Source organism: Desulfotalea psychrophila LSv54, assembly GCF_000025945.1.
In the GTDB taxonomy this organism is placed as follows: Bacteria; Desulfobacterota; Desulfobulbia; order Desulfobulbales; family Desulfocapsaceae; genus Desulfotalea; species Desulfotalea psychrophila.
The window spans coordinates 1,301,030-1,313,487 of sequence record NC_006138.1; the positions used below are offsets into that span (position 1 = coordinate 1,301,030).

The 12,458-nt window shown below is 43.8% G+C and carries 13 protein-coding genes and 1 tRNA gene; 7 read left to right on the forward strand and 7 right to left on the reverse strand.

The window, feature by feature from the left end:
• Positions 1–28: 28 nt before the first annotated feature.
• Positions 29–466, forward strand: a complete 438-nt coding sequence (locus DP_RS05870) for a Smr/MutS family protein (protein ID WP_041277683.1) — start codon at positions 29–31, stop codon at positions 464–466.
• A 66-nt stretch (positions 467–532) separates the two neighbouring features.
• Positions 533–1,270: an FKBP-type peptidyl-prolyl cis-trans isomerase gene (locus DP_RS05875; RefSeq protein WP_011188408.1), complete on the forward strand. Its 738-nt coding sequence runs from the start codon at positions 533–535 to the stop codon at positions 1,268–1,270.
• A 63-nt stretch (positions 1,271–1,333) separates the two neighbouring features.
• Here DP_RS05875 and DP_RS05880 read toward each other — a convergent pair whose 3' ends face one another.
• Positions 1,334–2,422, reverse strand: a complete 1,089-nt coding sequence (locus DP_RS05880; protein WP_011188409.1) for an LptF/LptG family permease — start codon at positions 2,420–2,422, stop codon at positions 1,334–1,336.
• Positions 2,423–2,427: 5 nt separating this feature from the next.
• A complete protein-coding gene (gene crcB, locus DP_RS05885) occupies positions 2,428–2,814 on the reverse strand; it encodes a fluoride efflux transporter CrcB (protein ID WP_011188410.1) in 387 nt (128 codons plus the stop codon).
• Between the two features lie 415 nt (positions 2,815–3,229).
• On the opposite strand from crcB, the gene DP_RS05890 reads away from it, so the two are divergent.
• The 4 genes from DP_RS05890 to DP_RS05905 all read left to right on the forward strand — a co-directional run bounded on the left by DP_RS05890 (position 3,230) and on the right by DP_RS05905 (position 7,435).
• The gene (locus tag DP_RS05890) at positions 3,230–4,171 is read left to right on the forward strand and encodes a DHH family phosphoesterase (RefSeq protein WP_228130173.1); all 942 of its coding nucleotides are present in this window, start codon (positions 3,230–3,232) and stop codon (positions 4,169–4,171) included.
• A gap of 72 nt (positions 4,172–4,243) precedes the next feature.
• A tRNA-Arg gene (locus DP_RS05895) sits at positions 4,244–4,320 on the forward strand.
• Between the two features lie 952 nt (positions 4,321–5,272).
• The gene (locus DP_RS05900) at positions 5,273–6,685 is read left to right on the forward strand and encodes an ApeA N-terminal domain 1-containing protein (RefSeq protein WP_011188412.1); all 1,413 of its coding nucleotides are present in this window, start codon (positions 5,273–5,275) and stop codon (positions 6,683–6,685) included.
• Positions 6,686–6,829: 144 nt separating this feature from the next.
• Positions 6,830–7,435 (forward strand): hypothetical protein, encoded by a 606-nt coding sequence (locus DP_RS05905; protein ID WP_011188413.1) that lies wholly within the window; start codon positions 6,830–6,832, stop codon positions 7,433–7,435.
• Here the strand turns inward: DP_RS05905 and DP_RS18300 are convergent.
• The 4 genes from DP_RS18300 to DP_RS05920 all read right to left on the reverse strand — a co-directional run bounded on the left by DP_RS18300 (position 7,413) and on the right by DP_RS05920 (position 9,787).
• On the reverse strand, positions 7,413–7,652 hold the full coding sequence (locus DP_RS18300; protein ID WP_193763856.1) for a hypothetical protein: 240 nt from the start codon (positions 7,650–7,652) through the stop codon (positions 7,413–7,415). The two genes, DP_RS05905 and DP_RS18300, sit on opposite strands and share 23 nt — an antisense overlap.
• 334 nt (positions 7,653–7,986) lie before the next feature.
• Positions 7,987–8,568 carry a hypothetical protein gene (locus DP_RS05915; protein ID WP_011188414.1) on the reverse strand — a complete coding sequence of 194 codons (582 nt, stop codon included), beginning with the start codon at positions 8,566–8,568 and terminating at the stop codon, positions 7,987–7,989.
• 5 nt (positions 8,569–8,573) lie between these two features.
• Positions 8,574–8,744: a hypothetical protein gene (locus tag DP_RS17885; protein ID WP_156792214.1), complete on the reverse strand. Its 171-nt coding sequence runs from the start codon at positions 8,742–8,744 to the stop codon at positions 8,574–8,576.
• Positions 8,745–9,382: 638 nt separating this feature from the next.
• Entirely contained in the window at positions 9,383–9,787 is a 405-nt protein-coding gene (locus DP_RS05920; protein ID WP_041277685.1) for a hypothetical protein, read from the reverse strand.
• A 395-nt stretch (positions 9,788–10,182) separates the two neighbouring features.
• On the opposite strand from DP_RS05920, the gene DP_RS05925 reads away from it, so the two are divergent.
• Positions 10,183–11,214 (forward strand): Fic family protein, encoded by a 1,032-nt coding sequence (locus tag DP_RS05925; protein ID WP_011188415.1) that lies wholly within the window; start codon positions 10,183–10,185, stop codon positions 11,212–11,214.
• A 254-nt stretch (positions 11,215–11,468) separates the two neighbouring features.
• Here the strand turns inward: DP_RS05925 and DP_RS05930 are convergent, their stop codons facing one another.
• The gene (locus tag DP_RS05930; protein ID WP_011188416.1) at positions 11,469–12,407 is read right to left on the reverse strand and encodes a DUF169 domain-containing protein; all 939 of its coding nucleotides are present in this window, start codon (positions 12,405–12,407) and stop codon (positions 11,469–11,471) included.
• Positions 12,408–12,458 lie beyond the last annotated feature (51 nt).

Consider the following 12,458-nt stretch of genomic DNA (forward strand, 5'->3'; position numbering starts at 1 on the left):
TGGAATATGAGGTAGGAAGAGGATGTTGTTGTGTGATGTTTGTGGAAATGAGATAGGGGCAAGAATAGTGTTTTGCCCCTTTTGTGGGATAAAACAGGAGAGAGAGCTCGTCTGCAAGAAAGAGTATATACAGAGGCTTGTTAATCTTGAACACGGTCTGCCCTTTGTTGAAGCAGCCCTTAAACGCCTTGATAGGGCGGTGCTAGAGGCAGGTCAGCAGGGTGTGACTCAACTCACCTTGATTCATGGCTATGGCTCAAGCGGTAAGGGTGGTGTCATTCGAGAGGAGTCTCGAAAGATGCTCGACTTTATGTGGATGAACGGTGAGTTGAAAAAAATTGTTTTTGGTGAAGATTTTACCAAGAGTAGCGGTGAAGTACGTGATCTTATTCGTCGTTACCCCATACTTGGGCAGGATCGTAATTTAAACAAGGCCAATCGGGGAATTACCCTTGTCTTTTTCTAAAGCGGATTTATTATTTTTCGATCGTGTTTGATAACGCAGGCTAACTTGATAACTAAAGGATAGATAATGAAGAAGAAGATTGTTGCAGCAACACTCGGAGTTTGTCTTGTCATGCCTCTTTGGGCCCAGTCAGCAGAGAGCAATAATACCAAGCTGAAGACCTTTGAGGATAAGCTGAGCTATAGTATTGGCACTGACATTGGCAAGTCTTTGGGAGAGCTTAAGGAGCAAATTCGTTTTGACTCCTTGATCCTGGGACTCACCGATACCTATGAGGGAAAGAAAGGTCTTCTTAGTGCTGAAGAGATGAAGCAGGTTCAGCAGCAGTTTGTGGCTAAGATGCAGGCAGATCAGGCTAAGAAAATGGTTGAAATGCAGAAGAAAAATAAAGCCGCGGGTGATGCCTTTCTTGCTGCCAATGCAAAGAAAAAAGGTGTTGTGACCACCAAGTCTGGTCTTCAGTATAATTTTGTGAAAAAGGGTAAGGGCGTAAAACCTGCCCTTACGGATATTGTCAGCGTCAACTATACGGGTACCCTTATTAATGGAACAGAGTTTGACAGTTCTATAAAGAGGGGTAAACCGGTTACATTTCCAGTGGCTCAGGTGATTTCTGGTTGGAGTGAGGCTCTTCAGCTTATGCCCGTTGGTTCATCGGTGCATTTGGTGATTCCAGCAGCCCTTGCCTATGGTGATAATGGTGCGCCTCCGGTGATCGAGCCTGGTTCTGTCCTTGTCTTTGATGTGGATCTTATCTCCATCGGCGAGGAAAAAAAGGCAACTCCGGCTACAGCTAAGAAATAGATTCTTGTTTGAGCAGTTTTTGCAAAGGCCCTTCTCCCCTTGGGAGAAGGGCCTTTTCTGTTTTTACTGGTCAAAACGACGGAGCAAATAGAGTCCCAGAGTGATAAATATGGCATGGATGAGGAATGCGGCCAGCCAGGGAGAAAATTTTCCGGCAATGGCTAGGGACTGCAGGGCTCCCCATACGGCCCAGGCGCTGAAGGCCATGGTACAACTTGCCGGAATGGCAATGGAGAGGTCTTTGCCCCATTTCTGGTAGGAGAGGAGGAGGATGGGTAGGCCGAGGAGGAGGAGGGGGAGACCCAGTAAGATATAGGAGATCCTGCCCAGGAAGAGTCCCCATGCCTCCTCGGCTTCAAAGGCTATTTGGTTGTTGAGGGCCCCTTTGAGGAGGGCGGAGAGTGATCGCTCTGATTCCGCATGCTGTGGCGTCCTGAAGGCCTCTGGCGTTTCGGGGAAATGGAATTTGCGGCTGGTAAAGGTCGTTGTCGTATAGCTGCCTCTACTCTCTTGCTGCTGAAGGACGCCCCCTTTCAGGAGCCAGCTGTTTTGCTTGGCATCCCACGATGCACTCGTAGCGGAAATCATCTCCTTAAGACCATACTCCTTGTCCCAGCTGGAGTAAGAGAAGTTGGCAAAGAGATATTCCTTATTGTTTTTCCAGGCAAAGGAGTAAAATCCCTCCTGACCATGGTAGTAGTAGCGGTTGTTACGGACAATACCTACGGGGGTCTTACCCTGAACACCCTCAATCCAGATATCATTGGTGACGGCGACGGTGCTGGGCAGAATCCATTGGGCCGAGGCCATAAAGAGCAGGGTTACTGCCCCGCCACCGATAATAATCGGACGAATAATGGCCCTTAGGGGCAGGCCACCAGCCTTAAGGGCGGTGAGTTCGTTGCTGCTGTTCAGAACCCCTAAGGAGATGACTCCGGAGAGTAGAATAAGTATTGGTCCCAGTTGATCTACAATGGCCGGGATGGAGAAGAGAAAATATTTGATAACCACGGAGAGTGGCTTACCCGCTTCGGTGAAATTATCAAATTTTTCAAAAAAATCAATGAGGAGGTAGAGGGCGATAAAGCCTGCGGCCACCGTCAAGAAAAATTTGAAAAATTGTCCTAGGAGATATCGGTTAAGTAGGTGCATAGGGATTAACGTAGTAAAAACTTATGGGAAATGAAAAAGCCGACTGCCACCATGGCAAGTCCTAGGGAGATGCTGAGGAAGAGATAACCAAATCCCTGCCAGTATTCACCTGTTTCGAAAAATCCGTATGTTTCCCGAGAGAAGGTGGAGAAGGTGGTAAGACCTCCTAAAAGACCTGTAAATAAAAAGAGGCGAAAGGTATGGGAGATATGAATCTTTTCAAAGAAACTCCAGAGTAGGCCAATGAAAAGACAACCTGCCAAATTAGCTATAAATGTGCCAAAGGGGAAGGCATGGGCTATTTTTTGCGTTCCAAGGGCGATGGCGTATCTTGCCAGGGAACCTACTGCCCCTCCGAGGGCAACTGCAATAATACCCATTACAGGATCCATGAATCTCTACCTCTGTTAAGATTTTTTTCCAGGTTAACTACTCATATGAGTATGGGTGACCGGGGGTATGACTGCTTCGCTCTCTTGCAATTTACGCAAAAGCTGTGGTATAGTTGCGATTTGTTGTACTTGTATGTCAAATATATCAGCAAGCTATCTAGTGTGTTGTAACAAATTCACTGTTTCGTTTCCAGCTCTTGGTGACGAAATTTCATTTTAACGGAGGTGCTGACTTTTTAGTGGTGGCTTGACGGGCCCTTGCCAGTCCTGCACGGGAGTGTATTCCACTCAGGGTTTCAACCCTAACTAAGATGTCTTATATACCATATTTATGGCTGCACGAAAAAAGAATTTTCCAACTGTACAAGCGACTCAACCATCTAAAAATACCGCAAAGTCCAGGCTTGAGTCTTTTTTGGAAATTTTTGAGAAAAATGACGAGGTTCTTGTTGTTATTAACGCTGATCCCGATGCCATTGCCTGTGCAATGGCGATAAAAAAACTTCTTCGTTACCGCGCAAAAAGCGTTACTATTGCCCATCCTAATGAGATTAGACGGGTTAATAATGTAACCATGGTGGAACGACTTAAGGTGCCCCTGGAAAGATTTAAAAATATTAACCTTGAAGACTACGATAAGAAGGTGATGGTTGATTCTCAACCCAACCACCTGCCCGTCTTTGAGAATATTTTCATAGATGCCATTATTGATCACCATCCGACTCCAGCAGGTGGTTGGCCTAATGTCCCCTTTGTTGATATACGTCCGGACTACGGTGCCTGTTCAACAATGCTGGTGGAATATCTGCGGGCAGGCAATATGAAGCCTTCTTCGGCCCTGGCAACTGCTCTTTTTTATGGGATTAAGGATGATACCCAGAATTTTGAAAATAAGAGTCTCTTGGCCGATAGTATCTGTTTTCGTTATCTCTTTGATTTTGCCAACCGCAACCTGGTACGTAAGTTTGAACTTGCCGATCTGCGCCGTTCACAGTTGAAGGACTTTAATGTCGCCCTTGATAATTTGAAAGATTCCAAGGGAAGATACTATAGCCACGCCGGTCGGGTTCGCAGTCCCGATGCTTTGGTTATCCTTGCCGATTATCTTAATCATGTGGGTGATATTGATTGGGTCTTTGTCTCCGGTATCCACGGAGATAAACTGGTGGATATCTTTCGCTGTGACGGTTATCGTAAAAGTGCCGGAAAACTTGCCACTAAGACCTTTGGCGAGATTGGTTCCGCCGGTGGCCATAAGGACGCGGCCCGGGCCGAGGTGCCCCTGAAAAAGCTGAAAATGGGCGATAAGGAGTTCAGCTCGGACGCCCTGAAGCGTCTTATTATGCGTCATATCTGAGATCGACGAGAAAAACGTTGCAGTTTAAGAATCTTCGAGTAATATTGCCTCGGTTTCAACATGAAAAAATATGGTCCCGTAGCTCAGCTGGATAGAGCATCTGCCTCCTAAGCAGAGGGTCAGGCGTTCGAATCGCCTCGGGATCACCAGTTATATAAGGCACTTACGGTTTACGCTGTAAGTGCCTTTTTCGTTTTAAGTGCATAATAAGTGCAGAAAGTGCTGGGGCTAGTTACAGCGCTGAACCTCTTTCCTCATCCGTATTATCGTTGTACTATCTCGAATTAATTATAAATTATATCAAGAAAGCTCTCTCCTCTTGCCCCGCTCGCTGTTATACCGGAAAATAGTATGATTTTAACATCATCTGCCGGGACTTGCATTGAGGCTATTTGCATATCGCACGCATCTCCATTAATCCACCAACATTTTTTTCAGCACTAAGTAAACAAAATGAGAAACAGCAGTATAAATATTTTCATCTTTAGTGGCACTCCGACCTGCAACAGCCAACACGTTCGGCGGAACGTTCATATTTGAAGCCAGCAGGCACCCACAGCTTCTTAGAGTAACCGATGACCGCCATCTCTCATGTTTCGTAATACCCGCTGAGAGGCCCTGTGAGGGGCCTACGTCTCCTGCAAGTTTCAGGCGCTATCTATGCTCTATACCGGTAATATCGGCCCCTGCTACACCCTGATACTCTTTTCTTTACCACGTAGACCTTCTGTCACAACCTGCCCTATTCCTACCGTGCAAGGCAACCTGCACCGTCTTCCTTTACTAGAGTAGAGGTGTGCTTCTGAGTATTCCCTGTGATAGGATAAGATGCTGGTCGGCAATCTCTGGCGAACAAAGGTTTTTGGCTATCTGTGGGTGGTCAAGTGCTTGCTTGAGCTAAAACGCATTGATTTGATGGTTCTTTTTTGGTATCACCCGTAATGGATGCTGATCTTTATTTGTCGGCGGTTGAGTCAGGCAAGGTTGAAAAGATCTGGATCGTACGGGAGATATCAGCTTATCACTCGTTATTAATGATATCCAGTTTCTGGATAATAATTTGTTATTCTTTGGATTACGAACAGCAAATATGGATGAAAAATGTCATTTAATTTAGAAGCATTAGAATTAGCAGAGACCTACGACTTTGGGGTCGTTGTAAATGATGGTGCAAATAATTTTGCCGCGAAATTAAACCTTTCTCCAGAAAAAATCACCATCACTATAATGGGGGAAGGAGGTGACGAAAGAAACTGTTCATTAGGTTATTGTGACGTAGATAGTTTGATTTGTAGAGATTTGAATAACACTTTCTTTTTACATGAGCTTACCTTTGTTAAAGGTAGTAGTAGACTGATATCACATCATCCCAAACATATAGGGTTTTTCGAAAGCACTTTTGAAGTCGGTTATGTGATTTTTTCACCGTCCCATCTAGATGAAAATAACTTGGTTGAATCGATAAGTATTCATTCAAACAAGATAAGTGAATGGGTAGGAACTACGAATACACAAGAAGAAATAATTAGGGCTTATAATGACAAAGAGCCAATTTTGGAATGTCCAGAAAAACTAAATGAGTTTTTAACCCCACTCGACGGCGTAGGAATATTGGGTGTTGGTTATAACTTGTCAATGCACAGCTCCTCGCCAAGATTCAGTGCAGGAATTAGTTTTCCACCTTCATTAACCATAGTATTTCTAAATGGTCAAATTTCGAAAATAGTGATGGATAGCTTCCGTAAGTTATATGCTTTGCTGGCATTTTTTATGGGAGATGACTTTTTGGTCGAACAGGTAGATATTAGCTTCGGTTCAAGTTTCCGTAGCCGCAAGGGAACACTTTATTATCCTTCAAAAGGCCTGTGTCCTAGATACGAACAAGGCTACTCTTTGTTTCCGTTAGGGTTAAATGTTCGTTTTGATTCTTTAGGACTTCCTGCGCTTCCAGTGACCTCATTTAATAACTATTATTCTTTGCCAGAAGTTTATTCAGGCTATTTTTCAAAGTATTTAAAGTATAAAAGAATGGAAAATCCAGAGGAAAGATTTTTAGGTTTCTTTCGGATTTTAGAGTCACTATGTTTCAACAAGAAGAGCTATTTAGACGAAGAATTACTGGGTCAAATGTGTGATAGAGTGAAGCCGTATTTAATAAAAAAATTCGGTGATAAAGAAAATGCAACCAGCTTTCTAAGAGGCATTCCTCGCTACAATAATTCTAAATACAACACAGAAAAATGTATCCAAGATTTTTATTCAAGAATACCAAAATTAGTTTCTGGTAAATGGAAAGTAGAAAAACGTGATATTGGCAGTATATGTAAACTCAGAAACGATATAACTCATGCAAATGACTATTATATCAACAATAACGAAATAGAAGAGAAAGTAAAATTTATGGAGGTTTTATTGGTATATTCATTGTTCGAAAAGTTAGGAGTTGAGCTAACGACAACTGCAGAAATTGCCTATAGAATGCAAGGTTACCATTTGGTCACTAAAAAACCATAAATAACAACTTGTTAAGGCGCGCACAAAACAGCTGGTTCGCGCTCGTTCCTCGCTCAAATGTCGGGCAAAACTACGGGGCATAGGTTATCACTCGTTGTTGAATGATATCAGGAAACCGGATAATAACTTGTTAGATGTAAAGTAATGAATGATATCTACCCAGATTTAGAATGGTATACATCGCTAAGCGCTAGCAAAAACGCAGCGCCTAGATGTCCATATGCAAATGTGCATCGGTGTAACCGCTATTACTCCAGTCTATATTTGTTAGGGGAGCGTAATATCGCAAGCAAAATGAATGAAAAAAAAATAATTGAACTAGATAACTATTGGCAAGAAACTGATTTAATACCTGTTGTCCAAGAGCATGATCCGGCTATCAGTTCTAGTAATGGTAAGATCTTTAGTGTTAGCAATTTCTGCCCTGAAGTTAGTTTTAATTTTTTTAGTTTATTTACTGAATATATGTCGAAGTATGTAGATGAAATTGATAGAGACTATGTTCATCAACGATTGAGTTCTGAAGCAAGGAGTAAAGATTGGCGATGGGAATGGATGTCCATAAAAGAAATGCATTATCTAGATTGCCCAGCCTACTCTCAATTAATGGGTTCCGCATATAGCGCAAATAAAAAAGAAAACGAAACGCAAAAAGACGAAATACTAGAAATAAAGCCAAGTTTTATGGGTGTTAGCATTAACCTAAAATCCTTGTATAAATGGGTTGTTAAAAAAGCGCATAATAAATAGATTCAGCGTATGGCCATCGCGCGCCGGGACTGTTAAACAATTTTTGATCAATAATTTTGTCCACCCCAACCCCCTGCTTCCGTTGCCAATCCTCAACAAGCAGATACTGCTCCCACTTTCCCGCATCTTCAGAGAGGGCTTGCCGGACGGTCTCGGTATTTCTACCAGCGTGGACGGTAATCTCATCCATGCCACCACCTGCACCTCTCTTTTTCACTTCTATCCCAATATATGCTACATAACCTTCACCAACCAATCATAGGACCCCAACACGTACACCTAATGGTTCTTAATTATTGTCTATAAAAAAGAAATAGTGTAAGGACAGGGGCGGAGGACATCAATGCACCCTTTTGTAAGGTAGGTAGCCGTGGGTGTTTAGGTTGGAGCGCTGTAAGTTGATCGGTAAGGCTAGAAGGATCATGTGTATGGTTGCAACAATCTTTCACTACGGATCTCTAGGAAATCATCAGGGACACAATAGTTAGTTTTGCCAAATAGTATGCTTGCCCCCTAGAGTTCAGAAGCATGTGCAGCGTAAATTTTAATTTTTATGCATCTGAACCGGATTTATCTGAGATACTATTGGGTTTAATCGAAGAGGGAAACCAATCAAATAAATTTGAAAAAAGACTCTGATACCAGTTTATCTTGTAAGAATATTTTTCATCATACCCTAGTGCTTTTGCTAATTCATTGTGGCACATTAAGTTTAACACTTGGAGCACAGGTGGCTCTTCTGCCTCTATTTCAAGACGTTCACGCATCACGCCCAACAACTGATCAGAATGTAATTTTGGATCTATCAATTTTTTTTCTAACGATATAAAATCCCTTGCGAAATCATGATGACTCCTTGCTTTCCCCTTAGTCTCAAAAACAAGATCTAGAACAGAAAAAATAGCTGTAAGGCTAGCTAATATCAATGGAATCCACGCAGTATTCTCTGAGGAAATAAGGGCTATAATCGTACTAGATCCAAATATAGCAGTAAAGGCATCTGACAATTTACTGACTCGATCGAAAAAACCTCGCCGTCTATTGTGATACCTCACTGATCGTCGGACACTGAAAAGTAGATTGTGTTGCTCCTCTGCAATCGTATCGTTTTCTCCCGTTACATCTTCTTGCATTTTAATTACTTCTTTCCAGGAGGTTTTCTCGGTGGTGGTGGAGCTGTATCAACAATTCTGTCTTTTCTGCTATAGTCAATTGACTGTGGGGTGCTGTGATCAGTAAACGGCATACTTTTACCACTTCCAGCTCCACCCTTATCTTGCTTTTTACCTGTTTTCCCTTGTTCTGCCATTAAAGTCACCTCACGCTTAATTTCTTTTCATTTTTTTATGATATTTCTAAAAGCTGCTGATTTCACCTAACAGCATAATAACTTACCACAAAGCTGGATTAGTACAATAAGTGCAACAGACTAAAATTTGAAAAGTGAGTGAGTTGGAGGTATGGTTTGCCCTCTCCCTCCGTGTCCAGTCCGTACTATCGTGTGAGGAGAGCAGATTAAATCCTGCCCACTTTCGCCTATGCTGGGTTTGATTCTCGACTCTTTACAGTCACTTATTGACGAAATTCCCCCAAGTCACCCCCCCAGGAGGGAAAACTTTTAATGGTGATCAGCGGTGAAAGATTAGGAAGGGAACTGCTCTCTCTACCTGCTTAAACTATATGCACAGTCAAAGCCTACTTTTTGTGCACGTTTTCCCCATATGCACTGTATCGACCTTTCTTTGGGCAATCCCCATTGTCACGGAGCTGAGCAGTGGAGAGGTTGGGGAAAGCAGAGTTTGAGTTGTTTAAGCTAGCCTTCTTAAACTCTCGCTAAGCTTTGAGAAGCACAGGCTAGGCGCCCGTAGTGACGGGGCTCCTTTCCTTCGTTTTCTTTTGAGTAAAAGAGATGAATATGTGCCCTTTATTTGCATCAGCCTGTTTGGCCTACTCTTTATAACCAAAGACAGTGATGAAAGAGGTGGTCTCTGGTGGTCTTGCCAAATACTCATCAACGAGAATGTGGCTCACATCGGGGGATGTCATTTTTGCTAACTTCTCCATAAGAATATCGTCAAAACGCTCCTTAGCAATATAGTTGTTTTCTTTGAGGTAGGACTCAAATTCAGTTGCAATATCGAGCATATTTTTAATAACAGGACTTTCCTTATACTCTTCTCGAATATATGAGAAATCAAAGCCGAAATAGGTGCAGGCCGCAAAGATCAGGTGTGGACAGTGCCAGTACTCTCCTCTGGCAAACCACTCTTTATTGCATATAGGGCAGCGTATTTCCTCCCATCCTTCATCCCTGTTAACTCTCTTGTGCGCGTCAGATTGTACTATTTTCATGGACTATCCTTATAAATGATCTTAGGTTTTCTGGTTATGCATAAACAATCTTATTCCATGCTACTAAACATTCTATTTTCAATTTGTCATGGTTCTATTGAGGATGAAATAAAAAAAGCTCTTGCCGGGTCATATTGTGTAGAAAGAATATTTTTCGTAGTTTTTCATTGATCCTGAAGCATCGGTTTCAGGGGGCACGTTTGGGGCACGAGGGTGCAGAGGGTGTGGCGAGTGATACAAGGTACAGGAGAGTTTATATGCTTATGCAAAGGTATAGGGCAGATGAGTGGCTGCTGTAAGCGGAGCCATCTGCTACTGTTTTACCAGTAAATAGAGTATGCTTAGGCTCAAAGATAAAAACTTGGCATCTAACAGCTCATACAAATAAAATAGCAATGAATCCTCCCTTTACCATCACCAGCCAGATACTCTCTCTCGTGGCAGAGATCAGTGAGAAAGTTGGCAATATCAAGGCCTTTCAGCAATCTGGAGGAACGGACCATAAGCGGGATGATCTCCGTCTGCGCAGGATTAATCAAATCCGTACCATCCAAGGCTCTCTTGCCATTGAGGGTAATACCCTCAGTGAAGAGCAGATCACCGCCATCTTAGGGGGAAAGACCGTTATCGCGCCCCTAAAGGAGGTGCAGGAGGCTCGCAACGCCTTAAAGGTCTATGGTCAGATGGAGAGATGGCGTTTCGCGGCAAGAGACGACCTCCTCCGGGCCCATAAAGAGCTGATGCTCGGTCTTCTTGACAGTGCCGGACAGTACCGTAGCTCTGGGGTTGGCATAATGAAGAACGAAGAGGTTATCCACCTGACACCACCTGCGGATATGGTGCCAACTCTGATGGCCAATCTCTTCTCATGGCTTAGAGACAGCGAGGCGCATCCCCTGATTAAATCCTGCGTCTTTCACTATGAATTTGAGTTCATCCACCCCTTTGCCGATGGTAATGGCCGAATGGGTCGCCTCTGGCAAAGCCTCATTCTCTCTGATTGGCATGAGATCTTTGCCTATCTGCCCGTAGAGAGTCTCGTCTATCAATATCAGAGTGAATATTATCGGGCCTTGAATGAAAGTACGAACCAGGCTGATTCTGCTCCCTTTATCTCATTGATGCTGGGTTTGGTTCTCAACTCTTTACAGGCATTTATTGATGATACCCCCCAAGTCACCCCCCAAGTCACCCCCCAAGTCGGAAAACTTTTAATGGTAATCAGGGGCGAAATGTTGGGAAAGGAACTGCTCGCTCTGCTTGGTCTAAGGGATAGGAGATCGTTTGTCAGGCTTTATCAGGAGCCGGCCCTTGCTACCGGTCTTGTTGAGATGACTCTGCCGGAAAAACCCACCAGCCGTCTGCAGCGATATCGACTGACTCTCCTGGGGCATGAAGTGCTAAGAACAATTTCCTGTCAGGGCTAGTTCCTCTTCATTGTCTCTTTTGAGCAAGAGAGATGAATAATCGGCTCAGGCATTCGAATCGCCTCGGGATCACCATTGATAAAGGCACTTACGGCTCACGCTGTAAGTGCCTGTTTTCGTTTACGGCCAATCTGTAGCCACTATGTAGCCAGATTGCAGGAAAATGGGGTCTACGCCAAAGAAGGGGGATGGCCGTTTTTCGCTGCCATAGGCGGGCAGATTGTCGTTAATGAGTAAGGTGGCCAACCTGTTGACTACAAGCCGTTATCGCCTTTTTTGCGGAGGTCCAAAACGTGATTGTCGTATGCCAAGAGTCCCTTGCCGTAATTGTAACGCGTATCTATTTCGAGGCCCAGGCTGTTTCTCTTGCCCGATCTACCCGCAAAATCCGGCGCGTCATTGGTTCTGGGCCTCTGAGCGAGAGATTCAGGGTCTGTCTTGCCCACAGCACTGTTTTCTTCACAACCTGGTCTGTTGCTATGTTCCAGGGTTTTTATGAGTCTCTTTTTTTCCGGGACAGATTGAACAGCATTGATTGTTTCAATGATTCCATCGCTAAGAGGGTCGAACATATTGATCGGCAGGGAAACAGCAAGCTCCCCCTTGTCGAATTTTCCGTACCGCCTTGTACCGTTACACATCAGTGATAAATTGATATCGTTTGTATGGAATACCTTTGATGTCATGTCGGAGCACATGGCCTGATTCCCATAAAAGCTGAGATTTTTTGGTGCGCCGTATTTGTAGGTGTATCCCTGCATTATTCGCATCATTGTATGCGCGTAATCCACCATGATGACAAGATCGGCATGTTCCATTTCTTCAAGAGGGCCGAGTTCAACGCCAAAAATATCCTGGTCAATGTACATCATTGCATCAGCAATGCTTTTTCCAATCGCCCGGCTTTCAGCAAGTCCGCAATAGTCAAAGCTTCGGCCTTCGCGCATGGAAATATCCGGTTTCTCCAGACCAATGGCCGCACGGGCATAGTCGCAGGTGACGAGATTTTTATCTACCTTAAAATGCTTGCCATCTAATGCCTGTCGGACTTGATAACAGTAAGGCCCCTTGAGTGCTGCAGGTTCGGCTTTGCAGTTGTCATAGTCTTCCTGAAAATCAAGGAAATGCAGCCCCACAATTCTGTGCTGCAGGTCGAGTGCTGTTGTCATTTTCCATACATTTGTATTCTTCATCTATAACACCTTGCATTTATATGTCGTTCTTCCGCCTTATAAAACTTGCCG